13 protein-coding genes are annotated in these 15,791 nt (G+C 61.1%); 7 read left to right on the plus strand and 6 right to left on the minus strand.

Features of this window, described 5'->3' with window-relative positions:
* Nucleotides 1-73: 73 nt before the first annotated feature.
* Genes FIU93_RS14110 through FIU93_RS14120 form a run of 3 tightly spaced genes read left to right on the plus strand, consistent with a single transcriptional unit; the run spans nucleotide 74 to nucleotide 3,526 of the window.
* On the plus strand, nucleotides 74-718 hold the full coding sequence (locus FIU93_RS14110; RefSeq protein ID WP_152507593.1) for a TetR family transcriptional regulator C-terminal domain-containing protein: 645 nt from the start codon (nucleotides 74-76) through the stop codon (nucleotides 716-718).
* A gap of 10 nt (nucleotides 719-728) precedes the next feature.
* Nucleotides 729-1,922, plus strand: coding sequence for a pyridoxal phosphate-dependent aminotransferase (locus FIU93_RS14115; protein ID WP_152505933.1), 1,194 nt, complete (start codon nucleotides 729-731; stop codon nucleotides 1,920-1,922).
* Nucleotides 1,913-3,526 (plus strand): 5-guanidino-2-oxopentanoate decarboxylase, encoded by a 1,614-nt coding sequence (locus tag FIU93_RS14120; protein ID WP_152505934.1) that lies wholly within the window; start codon nucleotides 1,913-1,915, stop codon nucleotides 3,524-3,526. Before FIU93_RS14115 ends, FIU93_RS14120 begins: the two co-directional genes overlap by 10 nt.
* A 22-nt stretch (nucleotides 3,527-3,548) precedes the next feature.
* Here the strand turns inward: FIU93_RS14120 and FIU93_RS14125 are convergent, their stop codons facing one another.
* Nucleotides 3,549-5,576: a sensor histidine kinase gene (locus tag FIU93_RS14125; RefSeq protein ID WP_152505935.1), complete on the minus strand. Its 2,028-nt coding sequence runs from the start codon at nucleotides 5,574-5,576 to the stop codon at nucleotides 3,549-3,551.
* 51 nt (nucleotides 5,577-5,627) lie between these two features.
* Between FIU93_RS14125 and FIU93_RS14130 the strand changes: the two genes are divergently transcribed.
* The 3 genes from FIU93_RS14130 to FIU93_RS14140 all read left to right on the plus strand — a co-directional run bounded on the left by FIU93_RS14130 (nucleotide 5,628) and on the right by FIU93_RS14140 (nucleotide 7,893).
* Nucleotides 5,628-6,281 (plus strand): response regulator transcription factor, encoded by a 654-nt coding sequence (locus FIU93_RS14130; RefSeq protein WP_077292299.1) that lies wholly within the window; start codon nucleotides 5,628-5,630, stop codon nucleotides 6,279-6,281.
* A 101-nt stretch (nucleotides 6,282-6,382) separates the two neighbouring features.
* On the plus strand, nucleotides 6,383-7,036 hold the full coding sequence (locus FIU93_RS14135) for an SH3 domain-containing protein (RefSeq protein WP_173017328.1): 654 nt from the start codon (nucleotides 6,383-6,385) through the stop codon (nucleotides 7,034-7,036).
* Nucleotides 7,037-7,119: 83 nt separating this feature from the next.
* Nucleotides 7,120-7,893 (plus strand): hypothetical protein, encoded by a 774-nt coding sequence (locus FIU93_RS14140; protein WP_152505937.1) that lies wholly within the window; start codon nucleotides 7,120-7,122, stop codon nucleotides 7,891-7,893.
* A gap of 420 nt (nucleotides 7,894-8,313) precedes the next feature.
* Here the strand turns inward: FIU93_RS14140 and FIU93_RS14145 are convergent, their stop codons facing one another.
* Together FIU93_RS14145 and FIU93_RS14150 are read right to left on the minus strand one after the other, a co-directional pair.
* Nucleotides 8,314-10,152, minus strand: a complete 1,839-nt coding sequence (locus FIU93_RS14145; RefSeq protein ID WP_152505938.1) for a VWA domain-containing protein — start codon at nucleotides 10,150-10,152, stop codon at nucleotides 8,314-8,316.
* A 123-nt stretch (nucleotides 10,153-10,275) separates the two neighbouring features.
* Entirely contained in the window at nucleotides 10,276-10,686 is a 411-nt protein-coding gene (locus FIU93_RS14150) for a hypothetical protein (RefSeq protein WP_075282626.1), read from the minus strand.
* Nucleotides 10,687-11,029: 343 nt separating this feature from the next.
* On the opposite strand from FIU93_RS14150, the gene FIU93_RS14155 reads away from it, so the two are divergent.
* Nucleotides 11,030-12,613: a PAN domain-containing protein gene (locus tag FIU93_RS14155; RefSeq protein WP_152505939.1), complete on the plus strand. Its 1,584-nt coding sequence runs from the start codon at nucleotides 11,030-11,032 to the stop codon at nucleotides 12,611-12,613.
* A gap of 69 nt (nucleotides 12,614-12,682) precedes the next feature.
* Here the strand turns inward: FIU93_RS14155 and FIU93_RS14160 are convergent, their stop codons facing one another.
* Genes FIU93_RS14160 through FIU93_RS14170 form a run of 3 tightly spaced genes read right to left on the minus strand, consistent with a single transcriptional unit; the run spans nucleotide 12,683 to nucleotide 15,790 of the window.
* Entirely contained in the window at nucleotides 12,683-14,110 is a 1,428-nt protein-coding gene (locus FIU93_RS14160; protein ID WP_023000387.1) for a carnitine 3-dehydrogenase, read from the minus strand.
* Nucleotides 14,107-14,871, minus strand: a complete 765-nt coding sequence (locus tag FIU93_RS14165) for an SDR family oxidoreductase (protein ID WP_152505940.1) — start codon at nucleotides 14,869-14,871, stop codon at nucleotides 14,107-14,109. The genes FIU93_RS14160 and FIU93_RS14165 overlap by 4 nt, the downstream gene beginning before the upstream one ends.
* Nucleotide 14,872: 1 nt before the next feature.
* Entirely contained in the window at nucleotides 14,873-15,790 is a 918-nt protein-coding gene (locus FIU93_RS14170; RefSeq protein ID WP_031269089.1) for a 3-keto-5-aminohexanoate cleavage protein, read from the minus strand.
* Nucleotide 15,791 lies beyond the last annotated feature (1 nt).

Genomic DNA, 15,791 nt, shown 5'->3' on the forward strand with positions numbered 1-15,791 from the left:
TGGCTGCAGCATGGTGCCTGACTTCGCCTGCGAACCCGTCAGTGCGCGGGTTTCTGCCGGTCCGGAGCCTGTCATGAGCCGTCGTCCGTTCCATCGCGCAAGTGAGGCCGAGCGGCGTCAGGATCTTATCAGGGCGACGCTGGATTGCATTTCCGAATTTGGTCTGCGCGGCGCGACCGTTCGTGAAATCGCGGCACGTGCCGGTGTCACTCCCGGCCTGATCCGCCATTATTTTTCCAGCAAGGACCAGATGCTGCAGGATGCCTATCGGGAAGTCATGACCGGAATGACATCCACTGTGGCGGCAGCTGCCGATGGTGATCAGCAGAGCCCCAGGGCACGACTGCACGATTTCATTGTGGCCAACCTGACGCCGCCGGTTGCCAACGCAAGAACATTGTCGCTCTGGGCTGCGTTCATCAGTCATGTGCGCGTCGATCCGGCCTTTGCCGAAATTCACCTTGAGAGCTATCTCGCGTTTCGGTCTGTGCTGGAAACCCTCGTCGCCGAGGTGCTGGCCGAATCGGGTGAGCTACCCGATGCAAAGCGGTGCCGGGAGCTGGCAATTGCGATCAACGGCGTGATCGACGGTCTGTGGATCGAAGGCACGCTGGTAGGTCACCTCTTTTCCGAAACGCCCCTTCCGGGCGTTGCCATCCGGTCCGTCGAGGCATTGCTTGGCGGAATAAGCCTTGCCGCCAAACCACACTCAAACTGAGAGACCGACTATGCGTTATGCGTCGATCACCGACCGCCTTGCCCACCTGGGCTCGGGAAAATGGACTGTCCACATCAAGGCGCGCGAAATGGCGGCTGCGGGCGTTCCCGTTATCGAGCTGACGATCGGCGAGCCGGACATCCTGCCCGACGAAGCCTTGTTCGAGGAAGCCAACCGGGCGATGAGGGCCGGCCGTATCCGTTATTCCAACGGTCGGGGCGAGCCGGGTATCGTTGCTGCATTGACGGAAAAATATCGCAAGCGCCGGCCTGACGTGAACGAGCAGAACGTCCTGTGTTTCCCAGGCACGCAGACTGCCCTTTTTGCGGTGATGCTGGGCCTTGTGGAGGCAGGCGACGCCGTTCTGGCAGGTGATCCGCTCTATGCCACCTACGAAGGCGTTATTGCCGCGACCGGTGCGCACATGGTGCCGGTGCCGCTCCGCCCTGAAAAGGGTTTCCACCTTCAGGCGGAAGATCTTGAGAAGGCAGTCACTCCGGACAGCCGGGTGCTCCTGCTCAATACGCCGCACAATCCGACCGGGGCGACGCTGACGGCTGAGGAAATTGCCGCCATCGGTGAGGTCTGCATCAAGCACGACCTCTGGATCGTCTGCGACGAGGTGTATGAAAAGCTGATCTTTAAGGGAAGTTTCGCTTCCCCCTTCGACCAGCCGGCGCTGGCGGACCGGACCATCGTGGTGTCCTCTATCTCCAAATCTCACGCCGCCCCCGGCTTCCGGTCCGGCTGGGCAATCGGTCCGGAAGAATTCTGCACGCGGTTGCTGGCGGTGTCCGAAACCATGCTTTTTGGCGGACAGCCGTTCATCGCGGACATGACAGCCATGGCGATTGCCGGGAATTTCGATACTGCCGAGCGCATGCGGGAGAGTTATCTGCGGCGGGCGAAGCTCATCATCGGGCATCTTTCCGGACACGGCGCCCTTAAGCCCATGATGCCGGAAGCCGGCATGTTCCTGCTGGTGGATGTCAGTGCAACGGGACTGGATGGTGCCACCTTTGCCGAAAGGCTGCTGGAGGAAAAGCTGGTCGCGGTGATGCCAGGGGCCTCCTTCGGCGATCAGGCGACGAATTTCATCCGGTTGTCGTTGACGGTAGCCGATGAAACGCTTTCCGAAGCAACGGACCGCATCGCGGCCTTTGCGGACAGTCTCGACGACGAGGAGAGCCGCAAATGGGCGTAGTGACCAAAACGGTCGGTGAGGCCCTGATCGATATTCTTGAGGCCAATGGCGTGGAAGCCGTCTTCGGGATTCCGGGCGTGCACACGGTCGAGCTTTATCGGGGGCTGGCTGCCTCCGAAATCCGCCACATCACCCCGCGCCACGAACAGGGGGCCGGGTTCATGGCGGACGGATATGCCCGCGTGACCGGGAAACCCGGTGTCGCGCTGGTGATCACCGGCCCGGGCCTGACCAATACGATCACCGCGATGGCACAGGCCTATCAGGATTCCGTGCCGATGCTGGTGATCTCGGGGGTCAATGCACGTGCAAGCCTTGGCCATGGTCGGGGCAAGCTGCACGAGTTGCCGGACCAGCGCGCCATGATGGCACCGCTTGCGCTGATGACACACACGTTGCTGGAGCCCTCGGATCTTCCGGCTGTCATGGACCGTGCCTTCGCGATCCTGCAGTCGCGGCGTCCGGGGCCGGTCCATATTGAAATTCCAACCGATGTGATGGTGGAAAAGATTGCCGTTGGCGACCTGCGCCCCTCAAAGGCCCGCGGCCCGCGGGCGGCTCAGGCACAGGTGCTGGAACTTGCCGAGAAATGCCGCAAGGCCCAGCGCCCGGCGATCCTGTGCGGCGGCGGTTCCGTTGCTGCCGCAGTCAAGATCCGTTTGCTGGCGGAGCGAATTGATGCGCCGCTGATCACCACGGTCAACGCGCGGGGTATGTTTGCGGGGCATCCGCTCTCCGTTCCGGCCAGCCCAAGCCTTGCCGCCGTCCGCAACCTGCTTGCAGCCTCCGATCTGGTGATTGCGCTCGGCACGCAGATGGGACAGACGGATTACGACATGTATGCCGATGGCGGCTTTCCGGAGCTAGCCGATCTGGTGCGGGTGGACATCGATGCAGACCAGCTTGCCCGGGGGCCTGAGGCTGCGCTGCCGGTCCTCTCCAGTGTCGACCAGTTGCTGGACGACCTTCTGCCGCTGCTTGAAGGTCCTGGTACGGAGGCGGACGGTGCTGCACGGGCCAAGGCTTGCCGAGAGGCGGTTTCAACCTGGTTGAGCCCCAAGATGCAGGCGGAAATCGGCGTTCTGGAGACGATCCGCGAAACGCTGCCCGGCTGCATCATCGTCGGCGACAGCACGCAGGCCATCTATTCCGGCAACTTGTCGTTTGAAGCAGGCCGGCCGCACGGCTGGTTCAACGCGGCAACAGGGTTCGGTGCACTTGGGTATGGTCCTCCGGCCGCGATAGGTGCCAGCATCGGCGAACCTGAAACGCCTGTGATCTGCCTTGTGGGTGATGGCGGGCTTCAGTTCTCGCTTGCCGAAATCGGCTCAGCCAGGGATTGCGGAGCCAAGGTGATTTTCCTGGTCTGGAACAACGACGGTTATGGCGAAATCCGCACCTACATGCTGGATTGCGGGATTGAACCGGAAGGCGTGACGCCATCAGCACCCGATTTTGGCAAGATCGCCGACGCCTATGGTTTGCCGTCCGTGCGTCTTGATGACGTTTCGGAGCTCGGGGCCGCTCTGAAGCGGTTTTCAGACCTGTCGGGACCAAGCCTGATCGAAATCCACGAAACAGGCACGCGCGGGGCGGCCGCCTGACGTGAGACCCTGCGGGCTTTGCTCAGCTTGAGGCCGGCAAGGACAGCCTGAATTGCGTTCCCCTGCCTTTTACAGACTGGCAGGTGAACGCAAGCCCGTGTTCACGCGCAAGGTCGTGACAGACCGAAAGACCAAGGCCATGTCCGCTGGACGTGCTGCCTTTCTTGTAGGCCTTCAGGAAGGTTTGCTGTTCTGTCTCGGTCAGGCCTGGTCCCGTATCGAGCACACAAAGCTCCAGGGCCTGTCCACGGTTACGGACGCCAATCAGGACCTTGCCTTTTTCGGTGTATTTGACCGCGTTGGAGACCAGATTGCTGGCGATGCGCATCAGGACCATGGGCGGCACGGCGGTCTTGCGGGTTGATGTAACCCGTCGCAACTTCAGGCCTTTTGAGATCGCTTCCTCGCCAAACATCTGCTGGACCGTGTCGAGAACAAGCGAAAGTTCGTAGCTTTCGGTTTCCGCCGGTTCTGCGCGGGTGATGGCGATGTCTTTCTTGGCGTGGTCTTCTTCGCCGGTTGGATCGGAGCTTTCGGCTGTCTCTGTGCCATCGTTCCGCGGTGCCGTTTCCGCCAGGTAGGAATTCGACAGGGCCTCCATGTAGTCGAATGCCTCTGCAAGACGTTGGCGAACCGGTGGTTCCATGTGGTCGGCAAGATGGTCGAAGCTGAGCCTCAGTGAAGTGATCGGCTGTTTCAGATCATGGGAAGCGGTCGCCAGTTGCCGCTGACGCAGGCTGGCCAGATCGCGGGCATGCGTGTAATTGCGCTCGGCCACGAGCAGCTCCCGACTGCGCTTTGCTTCCGCTTCAAGGGCAGCGATTTCGGCCTGAACGGCATTTGCGTGTTTGTGGCGCAAGGCAACGATATGGGCGGTCAAACCGGTCATGGTGGCAATCAGCAGGCAGGAGAAAATACCCTTGACCGTGCTCGCAACTGGCAGAATTTCGGTTTCAAGGCCAACGACCATCAAGGCAATCAACCCAACGACCAGCACGGTGCCAAAGGCTGAAACCAGTTCCGAGCTGACATGTGCCGCGCCTTCACTGCGTCGCCAGCTGCGGCCTGCCAGGAAAACGGAAATGAACATCAGCGCCAGCAGCACATAGCCGAAAAACGCGACATAGGTGCCGGGCGAAAAGAAAGACAACCCGAAACCGGCGATCGATAGGGCGGAAAGGGCTGTCAAGCCGATGGAGAGCCTTGTCTCGCGGCCCGCGGTGGAGACAGAGCTGCCGGAGATGACGAAGCCGAGGCCGGATAGGGAGAACAGCAGGAAGAAGCCTGTCGGAGACTGGAGTTCTGGTCTGTCGGGAAAGAAGAACCGGAACCAGAGGCCGTCAATATAAGCGATGAAAGCAAGCCCGAGCCCGAACTGGACGGCGTAGAGCATGCCGATCCAGTTTTTCATGGCCAGATGAAAGCCGAAGAAGAAAATCAGGCAGGAGATCGTGAAGGCGTAGAACGCCGTATGGGTGATGCCGGACGCAAAGGCTGAGGCTTCAAGCTCCACTGGTGTTTCCAGCGCCATCTTGAAGGACTGGAAAGGCCCGAACTTGAAATTGACCAGGAGGGTGACCCGCTCTTGCGGCGCGATGTCGAAGACAGGCGTGCGCAACCTTGTGACCGAGTGGTCTTCCGGTGCGAAGGGTTCGAAAATCGAATAACTGATCAGGCTTTCGGTAAAGCCGCTTTCGCGGATGACATAGGCGTCCAGTTCGCTGACCAGCGGCAGGTCGATCGTCAGCACGAAAGGATCCGGCGCACGGCCATCGTTCAGTGTTGCGTTGACGATCTCGACAGCGGCCCAGGCTTCCGGCGCATAGTTGGTTTCCAGCAGAGAGGCCTTGAGGGTCGGGGAGAATTTGCCGGAGCGGAACCGGTTCAGGATGTCTGCAAGAGATGCTGACGGATCGCTCTCATAGACCAGATGCGGCTTCAGGTCGCCAATCCCCTGGCCGGGCTCGAGGCGCACAGTTTCTGCCCGGGCGATGCCGGTCACGAGAAGGCTGAAAAACAGAAGGGCCCACAGGTGCAGAATTCTGGTCATTTCCCCAAAGGCATGTCAGATAGAAGGACTGCAGCTGCTGGATCGAGAGCCGTGAAAGATCAAAGATATAGTGCCATCATTGCAGACGATCACGCAATCGTTCGCTCGGGTTTGCGCGACGCTCTGGAAAAACCGGGCCTGATCGAACCGGAGGGGATCAACGTGCTGGCGGAAGCCGGCGACGGCCTCAGCGCGATAGCCGAAGTGCGCAAGCAGCGGCCAGACCTCCTGTTGCTGGATGTCTCCATGCCGATGGCGGGCGGCGTGGAAGTGCTGATCGAGGCAAGGCGCTGGTCGAAGGAAACGAGGGTGGTCGTACTGACTGGAATTTCCGCTGTCGGGCTGATATCGGATCTCATCGAGGCCGGGGTTGATGGCCTGTTCTCGAAGGCGTCGGACAATGCCGAGTTCTACCAGAAACTGCCGGGTATCCTGCGCGGACAGCGGCATATTTCGGATGTGTTCCTGAAGATCCTGGAAGAGACGCCCGCGCCGCCGGTTCTGACGGACCGGGAGCGGCAGACGCTGAACCTGATCCTTGCCGGGCGATCCAACAAGGAAATTGCCGAAGGACTTGGCATCAGCGTCAAGACCGTCGACAAGCACCGCACCAGCCTGATGCAGAAGCTGAACGTGCATTCGGTGCCGCAACTGATGGCCAAGGCGCTGAAGGAAGGCATGATTGATCCATCGCGGGAACTTTGACCGGAGAATGCCTGTTCTGGCCGGAATGGGGGATCGGCCCCATGGCCGGCAGTCAGCCGCCATGCGTTACTGCTGCAAGTGACCCGCAAAAGGATTGTGCCATGCGCCCCTGTTTCAGACTTTCAGCCACCTCGCTTGCCGCGATACCCGTTGCCAGCATGCTAATCACGGGCTCGGTCCAGGCGCAGGATGACGGTTTTCGCGAGATCCGTGTTGCTCCCGGCACGGCGGTCGCCGCCAATTTCATGGATGTGCTGATGCCGTTTCTGCAAGGCCATCCGGAGAGTGACGAAGGCAATGCAGCCCTCGACCTGAAGGTGCGCAAGGCTGACAGCGGCTACAGTGTCGATATCGTCATGACCGGATATCTTGATGACAGCCTTTCCGGTGAGCATTACAGGGGCACCGTTGTTCACACGGCGACGGGCGAATGGGAGCTTCTGGAGATGAAGGTCAAACCCTTGTGCGCGCGTGGTGTGAATGTCGGCGGGACATGCACCGCATCAGCAGCACCACCTGCCATGTTCCGGTCTTCCGAAGCCGCTGACGCCCGGTTGATGTGCGTCAGCATTGCGCAGGACGACGTTCTGAATGTACGGCAGGGCCCCGGAACACGGCATGCCGTTACCGGCGCTCTTGCGGCGGGAACCTGTAATGTGGAACTTTCCGAGAGCTGTGAGGGAAGCTGGTGTGAAATCCGTTCGGGCGTGGTGTCCGGATGGGTGAATACCCGCTACCTTGAGCCCGCCAATTGAAAGACATATCGACGAGCCCCATGCCGGTCAGAAATCAGCATCAGCGCAGATCTGCCAAAAGCCTTTTCATCGGCGGCTTGCTGATGTCTTGCGCAACTGTCGCGGTTCTGGCCAGCAGCTTGCCGGAGCCGACATTCCTGGAAAGCGGCAGCAACGACCTGATCCGGTTTCAGAAAGGTGAGGTGCCTGCACCGCCGGTTACGCTGGAGGCCGCCCCTTCAGCTGCTCCGGAACCGGTAGAACCTGCCGAGATGCATGCGCCCGAGCACCGGCTGATGGACAGCGAGGGGGCTGCCGCCGAGATTGCCCCTCCGCCGTCAGCGCGGCCGCAGCCACCGGCGCTTGCACCTGCACCCTCCGACGCCCCATCCTGGACCGACCGCATGAGTCCGGAGTTAGATCGGGCCATCGACCGGACTGCCCCCCAGAGGGAACGGGTTGCGCCAGCTGCAGCGCCGAAACAAAATTCGCAAAAACGGGAAGCCACTGGTGCGGACACTCAAGGCTTGAACTCTGCCATCGAAAAGTCCGCCGCAAGGCGTGCGCAGGAACCGGCTCCACTGGAGGAAGCCGCAGATGCCGATGATGCGATTTCCGCGCGGCTGGTGACGGTCTGCCTGACCAATCCGGACAATGCCAGCGGCGCCAAGGGCTTTGATATCCGGCGAGATGGTCCGCCGCGCTATGTTGCCGATGTCGGCGCGACGGCCTGTGCCCGCTTCGAGCCGACACGCCATACGATCTATCTCTGGAAGACCAACGACCTGGGCGCCCTGTCGCTGATCCTCTCCAGCCGTCTTGATCTGGTCGAGGCAGACGGGACGCAAGTGTCCCTGGACTGGTTGCGGGACCGGTAACCCGCCCGACAGCGCAAACGCGCAGCCACCAGATTAATTCTCGAATGTGTCAGTCGTCCGCAGGGCTCTGGGAATGAGTGGATCCCGGCTCTCGCTCCGCTTGGCCAGGATGACGAGGGAGAAGTTCCCCGAATGTCATCCCGGGCGAGCAGCGCGAGACCCGGGATCGGGGAGGCACAGGCTTCTTTTGTTTTTCGGGTACCCATTTCGCTGACCCTCGGCTCCCCGGTCCCGGATCTTCGCTGCGCTGCGTCCGGGATGACGAACGGAGGGGTGACCATTGGGGGCCATTCGGGGGCTGACCAATTGAGGGCTGTCCAATGGATGGATGGCGAATGGAGAGATGGCCAAGGGAGGGGAGAATAACAAATGGAAACCGGCAGGCGGGCCTGCCGGTTTCTGTGCGGGCGGTGGGGGAGCCTAGCGCTCGGCGACGTCCGCGAGACGGACGAGGGTCAGGAACTCAGACCGGTAGCCGAAGCGATCAGCGCCCTTGTTCTCACTGGCGAGTTTTTCAATCGCCTTGAAATCCCAATCTCCCAGGTGATCGGTGCCTTTCAGCTTCTGCCCGAAGGCGGCAACTGACGCGGCAAAGAGGGTTTCCGACATCGGTATACCGCTTGTATCTGCCATGACCGGCGTTTCGATCAGGGTACTTTCCTTGTCTCCGGGCAGCTTGTAGCGCAGCTTCACGAAGGCGAGTTCACCCGAATAGGAAGCGCGAACAGGCTCGATCTTCTCCTTGGGGCCGTAGCGCAGGTCCGAGAACTTTTCCGCCGGCGAGCCGACAGGGGTGATTTCATAAAGGGCCGTGACGTTGTGGCCCGCGCCGATATCTCCCGCATCGACCTTGTCGTTCCTGAAATCCTCTGTTCTGAGCGCCCGGGTCTCGTAACCGATCAGGCGGTATTCGGCGACAGTTTCCGGGTTGAACTCGACCTGGATCTTGACGTCCTGGGCGATCATGGAGATGGAGCTGACCACCTGGTCCACCAGCACCTTGCGGGCTTCGGACAGCGTGTCGATGTAGGCGGCAACGCCCTGTCCGTTCTGCGCAAGGGTCTGCATCAGTTCATCGTTGTAGTTGCCGCGGCCGAAGCCGAGAACGGAAAGCGCCGTGCCGTTTTTCCGCTGTTCAGTGACATACCGTTTCAGGCTGTCCGGGTCGGACAGGCCGACGTTGAAGTCGCCGTCGGTGGCCAGGATGATCCTGGTCTGCTCGCCGTCGCCGGTCATTGTTTCGGCCAGAGCGTAGGCTCCTTTCAGACCTTCATGACCTGCCGTTGAGCCTCCGGAGGTCAACGCGTTGATCTTTTCCAGGATCCGGCTCTTTTCGGTAACCTTGGTCGGTTCCAGTAGAACACCGGAGCTGCCGGCGTATGTGACGATCGCCACTTCGTCCTCGTCGCGCAGCGTGGACAGCAGCAGGCGGAAGGATTGCTGCAGCAGCGGCAACTTGTTGGCATCGGCCATGGAGCCGGAGGTGTCGATCAGGAACACCAGGTTCTGCGGGGGAAGGTCATCGAGCGGCACCTTGTAGCCCTGGATGCCGACCTGCATCAGCCTGGTGTGTTCGTTCCACGGGGTGTCGACCACGGAAACATTGGTGGAGAAGGGGTGACCGCCCTTTTCGGGCACGGGGTAACTGTAATCGAAGTAGTTGACCATTTCTTCCACACGCACGGCATCCGGGTTCGGCAATCGGCCGCCGGACAGCGTGCTGCGGACATAGGAATAGGAAGCGGTGTCGACATCGACGGAGAAGGTCGATACCGGGTCCGCGCTCGTGCGTTTCAGCGGATTGACTTCCGCGGATGCAAACCGTTCCCGGTCGGCAGGCTGAACGGCTGGCATTGCCGGTGGTTCGGACTGAGCCACCTTTCTCGGGGCAGAGCCGCCACTGCCGGAGGAAAGCGACATCAGGCCACCGGTGGCGGCCTCCGAGCCAATCATTAGTCTGTCCTGAAAAGCCGGGGCCGGGGCCGGGGTCGGGGCGGGCTGGGGGGCTACGGCCGGACGGGAGATGTCCGCGATGACGGAGTGGCTTTCCTCCTGTTTCCTGCGCTGGGTTGTCGAAACCGAGGCATCATCGTCTCGCTCACCTGCAATGTTCATCCGGCCGGCTTCTTCCGCCGGGCTTGTGAGCTTTTTCCCGAGCTCCTGCCAATCGATGGTTTGCGAGGCGATGCCGGCGAAGGCGATTGTCATCAGCGAAGCGGAGCTGATCAGCAAGGTTCTGGGCATGTGTTTGCCAAACATGAGACAAATCCTTTTCGTCGCCCGGAGGAAAGGTCCGGGTGTCGGGGTGATGGGGAAAGGTTGGGTAATGTGCCGGGCAAGAGCCGCGCCCTCACGGCGCGGCCTTGGTGTGTTTGCCGGGTGTTACCGGAACACGATGCGGTAGCTTGCGCCCTTGCGGCAAACCGAGGTGCTGGAGTCCGCGTACCAGGTTTTGAGGAGGTTCCAGCGGCCGTTGGACTTCAGCTTGCGGAACTGGACCCGGACAAAGGTGCTGGCGTTGTTCACGCCTTCCAGGTTCCGGGTGACCTTGTAGGTGCCGCCGTGGGCGATGACGCGGTTGGAAATGTTTTCCGAGCGCCAGCGGTTGGAACCGAGGTCACGGTAATCGAGATCGTAAAGCTGGATCGGCTGGCCGGTGTTGTTCTTCACCGTGATGTTGACCTTCTTGCAGATGTCGAACAGGGCGGCGGCCGGGGTCACGGCTCCGAGGGAGGCAACGCCTGCAATGGCAAGAACGGTGGCGGCTGCTGCGGTTTTGGCAAGGGCTTTCATTGGTCAATTCCTTTCTCTTGAACAATCTCCTTTCGGAGGGGGTATCGATCTTTCGATGAGAGAAAGGTGCCAGAACGAGCGGGGTGTCAGTATGGGGTCGATACCCCAATCGCGCGTCTGGTGAGGCACCTGAAAGCGGGCCGGTCACCGCAACCGGCGGGTTGAAGACACGCTTCGATATTTGGTCTATTGCTGCTTCGTCGCCTGTTTTGAAAAACGATTTCGAGATGACGATTTCATTCCCGGACCGGCCGTACCGGTCGACCTGAGGCCCCGGTTTTTTCGGGTGCCCGATCAGCCCTACCAAAACTATTAAAACGGACTGCCTGGAGAAGGAGTGCCCATGATTTCGAGATGCCTGGTGTTTATCCTGTTCTGTCTTGCCGCAACGGTGGCGAAAGCGGCCGACGTGTTTCCGTCGAACGCGGAAGGCTGCGACTATCATTTGCGGGGTCAGATCGTCTCGGGGGATGCGGAAAAGCTCAAGGTTCTGCCGATCAACTCGCAAGGCATCACGCTGTGCCTCGATAGCCCCGGCGGCAGCTTTGCCGAAGGAAAGCGGCTGTTCGACACGATCTGGGACCAGGATATCGCAACCATGGTGCGTTCGGGAGAACGGTGCGAATCCGCCTGTTCGCTGGCTTTCCTTGGTGGCAGCATGCGGATCGGGACAGCCGTGATCCGCTTTCAGATGCGCTCTTTGCGTCCAGGGGGCAAGCTCGGTTTCCATTCGCCCAGCCTCAACCTGCCGAACGAGAACAGTTACCCTGCCAGCGAAGTCCAGACTGCCTTTGCGATTGCGCTGAAGGCTGCCGAATCCTTTTTCGATATCAAGCTGAGCGAAGAGCACGACGTCGAGGCCATGACGGATTTCCTGTATCAGCGGATCCTCGGCACGCGCCCCGAAAACATGTTCCACATTGAGAGCATCGGCGATGCGGTGCTGGCCAATATCACCGTCACCGGACTGACACCGCCAGCCTCGATTACGGAACGGGAAATCGCAAATATCTGCGACAACGCCTATGCGGCCAATCTGATGGATGGTCGGCCGGGATATACGACCAGTTCACAATACTACGACGAAATCCTGATCGGCGATTCGGATGGAGACCGGAAAGTTGTGCTGACAAGGCAGGGAGAGGACCTGGTCGGCAAGGTCTTCAATTATGATACTCCGAGCAAATTCTCTGCGCTTGGCTGTTCGGTCCGGATTTCTGACGACTGGAAACGGTTCTGGGATACCGATTACAGTCCGCTCAGCGTCCGTTTCGAGCAGTATTCCGTTGGTGACGATTTCGGTGACGGGGAGGCCGAGGAATTTTCCGCGCCTTACTGGTATCTGCTGCCGGCTTCTCTGAAGCTTGACCAGCAGGCCGAAAGAAACGTTGCCGGACAGAATGCAAGTGCACCCGCGTCTGCGCCTGCTGCGTCAGGCGAGGGCGGTTTCGTTCGCCTGAGCGGCTATGATCTTTATGGCGGAGATCTGCCGGATGGCGTGCTCCGCAACATGAGCGCTGAGGACTGTATCTCGTCCTGTAGCGCCAGAAGCGGCTGCGATGCCGTGACCCATGACCGATGGAACCGGATCTGCATTCAAAAGTCCGTCGGTGACAGCAATGGCAGGCTTTATCTTCTTTCCAAGGCCGACACCTATGTGCAGCGGGCTGCCGCCGGGTCTCTCAAACCCAATCTGAGCGTGCCTGTCCAGACGTTCACCAAACAGAACAAGGGCTTTCCCGGACAGCCGGATGAAAGCCTGCAGGCGGGATCGGCCGGCCAGTGCGAGACGCTCTGCACGGAACGCACCTGCCTCGGGTTCAACTGGTCTGCCGGGTCGGGAAGATGCGATCTGTTCGCGCGGCCGGGTGTCTATTCCGACGCCGAAGGTATCGTGGCCGGGTTCATGGTTCAGCCGGCCCAATAGGACCACCCAGTAGGACCGCCCAACAAAACAGGCCCGTCCGCGGTTCCGTTGACCGCGGACGGTGTCTGATCAGACTGCTTTCTGTCCGACGAAGCGGCCGGCACCTTCCGGAAAAGGCAGGGCCTTGTGGGCGTCGGCGAAGGCCTTGAGCTTCTCGCCGACTTCCGCTCCCGGCAGGGAACTGGCGCGGGTGTTGAGATCGACATGGAGCAGAAGGGTCTCCATGGTTGCGGCAAGTTTGCCGTCAGCGTTTTTCAGGAAGTGGAACAGCTGCATCTTCTTGCCTTCCCCCTGGAGCACCTGGGTCGTGACGGTCAGGCGTTCACCCGCCAGAAGCTCGTCCAGGTAGCGCAGGTGATTTTCAACGGTGAAGTAGCTTTTGCCGGACGCGATGTAGTCGGCATCGGCGCCGATCAGCTCCATGAATCGGTCGGTTGCGGCAGCACCTGCTTCCAGGTAGTGAGCCTCGTTCATGTGGCCGTTGTAGTCGGTCCAGCTCTGCGGAATCTGGCGGTCTCCCGTGATCGGCAGTTCAGCCTCCGCCGGTGCCGCCAAAGCCCGTTCATGGGTGTTGAGAACGCCGCCTGCACCGCTGCCGCTTTTCTTTAGCGCTCGCATCATGCCGACGAGATTGTCGTCGCGCAGGCGTTCCAGCTCGCGAATGGAGCGATGGCCGGACTGGGCATCGGACTGACCGGCGATCAGGTCGACCAGCTCGTCGGTGAACTCCGGCACGTCCATCAATTTGGTCCAGGGCCAGGAGAGGCATGGACCGAACTGGGCCATGAAGTGCTTCATGCCGGCTTCCCCGCCGGCGATACGATAGGTCTCAAAAAGGCCCATCTGTGCCCAGCGCAGACCGAAGCCCATGCGGATTGCCTCGTCAATTTCTTCGGTCGTGGCAATGCCGTCCTTCACCAGCCAGAGCGCCTCGCGCCAGACAGCTTCCAGGAACCGGTCGGCAATGTGGGCGTCGATCTCCTTGCGGACATGAAGCGGGAACATGCCGATGCTGCGCAGGACCTCGGCTGCGCGAGCGGTTTCGGCCGCATCACCGACAAGTTCCACCAGCGGAAGCAGATAGACCGGGTTGAACGGGTGGGCGACGACGGCGCGCGCGCCTTCGCTGGTCAGTTCGGACGGCTTGAAGCCGGATGTCGACGAGCCGATGACGGCGGTCTTGGGCGCGAGCTCCGTCAGGCTGCCCAGGACCTTGTGCTTGAGGTCGAGGCGTTCGGGAACGCTTTCCTGCACCCAGTCAGCACCAGCGGCTGCCTCGGCAAGATCTGAATGGAACGACAGTTTGCCTTCGTCCGGCAGGCGCTTGTCATAGAGCGCGGGCAGGCTGCGGCGCGCATTGTCGATGACTTCGCCGATCTTGCGTTCGGCTTCCGGGTCGGGGTCGAAGACGGCAACGTCCCAACCGTTCAAAAGGAAACGGGCGGCCCAGCCGCCACCGATCACGCCGCCGCCGACGATGCATGCTTTTTGGGTCATGGTGCAAGTGTCTCCGTGTGGCCGTCGATGGCCAGGATCTGTCCTGAAATGCGGGCGCCTGCTTCGGACGCCAGAAAGTGAATGGTGTTTGCTACATCCTGGGCAGTGACCCAGGTCTTGAGTGAAACACCCTTGACGTAGCTCTCTCGAATGGCCTCTTCGGTCTCGCCGCGCGCCCTGGCTTCCATCGCGACGACCCGATCCATCCGCTCCCCTTCCACCGCGCCCGGGCAAACCGCGTTGACGCGAATGCCGTGGGGGCCGAGCTCCATTGCGAGCGTCTTGGTGAGGCCGACAATCGCCCATTTGGCGGAGGCGTAGGGCGAGCGGAACGGGTAACCGTAAAGTCCGGCGGTCGACGAGGTGAGCGTGATCAGACCGTGCCCCTGAGCTTTCAGCACTCTGGCCGCCCAGCGGCAGGTCAGGAAGGCTCCGTGGAGATTGGTCGCGACGCAGCGTTGCCATTCCGCGTAGTCCAGCGTCTCGATCGCCCCTGCAGGACCGCCGGTGCCGGCATTGGCGCAAACGACGTCGATGCCTTTCCAGCGGTGTTCGAGGTCGTTCAGGAACGCGGACATTTCCGCTTCGCTGGTGACATCGGCAACAGCAGCGATTGCGTTGCCATTGGCTTGCGAGAATGCGGAAACGGCTGCAGGATCCGCATCACAGATCGCGACGTCGTCTCCGTCTGCCAGGAAGCGTTCCGCAATGGCGCGGCCGATCCCGGACGCTCCGGCCGTGACGAGGACCCTGCGGCTCATGTCAGGCGCTCACCGGCGCGCGTTTGGTCAGGCCAAGTTTTTCACGAACGGCCTGCGGGCCGATGATCTTGGCGCCCATGCCTTCAACAACGCCGACGGCCTTCTCGACCAGCTGTGCATTGGTGGCAAGCACGCCTTTTTCGAGGAAGATGTTGTCCTCGAGGCCAACACGGACGTTGCCACCGGCCAGGATGGAGGCCGCCACATAGGGCATCTGATCGCGGCCGAGGCTGAAGGCCGACCAGGCCCAGTCATCCGGAATGGCGTTGACCATGGCCATGAAGGTGTTGAGGTCGTTCGGCGCGCCCCAGGGCACACCCATGCAGAGCTGCACCAATGCCGGAGAGGCAAGCGTGCCTTCCTTGACGAGCTGCTTGGCAAACCAGAGGTGGCCGGTGTCGAAGGCTTCGATTTCCGGCTTCACGCCAAGTTCGGTCATCATGGCCCCCATGGCGCGCAGCATGCCGGGGGTGTTGGTCATGACATAGTCGGCTTCGGCGAAATTCATGGTGCCGCAGTCGAGTGTGCAGATTTCCGGAAGGCACTCGCGAATATGGGCCATGCGCTCCGTTGCGCCGACCATGTCGGTTCCCTTTTCAACCAGCGGCAACGGGCTTTCCGTGGACCCGAACACGATGTCGCCGCCCATGCCTGCGGTGAGGTTCAGGACCACATCCACATCGGCGGCGCGGATGAGATCCGTGACTTCCCGGTAGAGGTCAAGCCGGCGGGAGGGGGTGCCGGTTTCCGGATCGCGCACGTGGCAATGCACGACGGCTGCCCCCGCCTTGGCGGCGTCGATGGCGCTGTCGGCGATCTGCTTCGGGCTGCGCGGCACATGTGGAGACTTGTCCTGGGTACCGCCCGACCCGGTGACGGCGCAGGTGATGAAGACTTCGCGGTTCATGGTCAATGGCATT

It is taken from the genome of Labrenzia sp. THAF35 (assembly GCF_009363595.1).
GTDB classification, from domain to species: Bacteria; Pseudomonadota; Alphaproteobacteria; order Rhizobiales; family Stappiaceae; genus Roseibium; species Roseibium algicola.

Coding starts and splice junctions, on each gene's coding strand:
- FIU93_RS14135 (WP_173017328.1), top strand. CDS start 6,383: ATGCGCCCCTGTTTCAGACTTTCAGCCACCTCGCTTGCCGCGATACCC.
- FIU93_RS14150 (WP_075282626.1), bottom strand. CDS start 10,686: ATGAAAGCCCTTGCCAAAACCGCAGCAGCCGCCACCGTTCTTGCCATT.
- FIU93_RS14165 (WP_152505940.1), bottom strand. CDS start 14,871: ATGAGCCGCAGGGTCCTCGTCACGGCCGGAGCGTCCGGGATCGGCCGC.
- FIU93_RS14125 (WP_152505935.1), bottom strand. CDS start 5,576: ATGACCAGAATTCTGCACCTGTGGGCCCTTCTGTTTTTCAGCCTTCTC.
- FIU93_RS14155 (WP_152505939.1), top strand. CDS start 11,030: ATGATTTCGAGATGCCTGGTGTTTATCCTGTTCTGTCTTGCCGCAACG.
- FIU93_RS14160 (WP_023000387.1), bottom strand. CDS start 14,110: ATGACCCAAAAAGCATGCATCGTCGGCGGCGGCGTGATCGGTGGCGGC.
- FIU93_RS14145 (WP_152505938.1), bottom strand. CDS start 10,152: ATGTTTGGCAAACACATGCCCAGAACCTTGCTGATCAGCTCCGCTTCG.
- FIU93_RS14140 (WP_152505937.1), top strand. CDS start 7,120: ATGTCTTGCGCAACTGTCGCGGTTCTGGCCAGCAGCTTGCCGGAGCCG.
- FIU93_RS14120 (WP_152505934.1), top strand. CDS start 1,913: ATGGGCGTAGTGACCAAAACGGTCGGTGAGGCCCTGATCGATATTCTT.
- FIU93_RS14110 (WP_152507593.1), top strand. CDS start 74: ATGAGCCGTCGTCCGTTCCATCGCGCAAGTGAGGCCGAGCGGCGTCAG.
- FIU93_RS14115 (WP_152505933.1), top strand. CDS start 729: ATGCGTTATGCGTCGATCACCGACCGCCTTGCCCACCTGGGCTCGGGA.
- FIU93_RS14170 (WP_031269089.1), bottom strand. CDS start 15,790: ATGCCATTGACCATGAACCGCGAAGTCTTCATCACCTGCGCCGTCACC.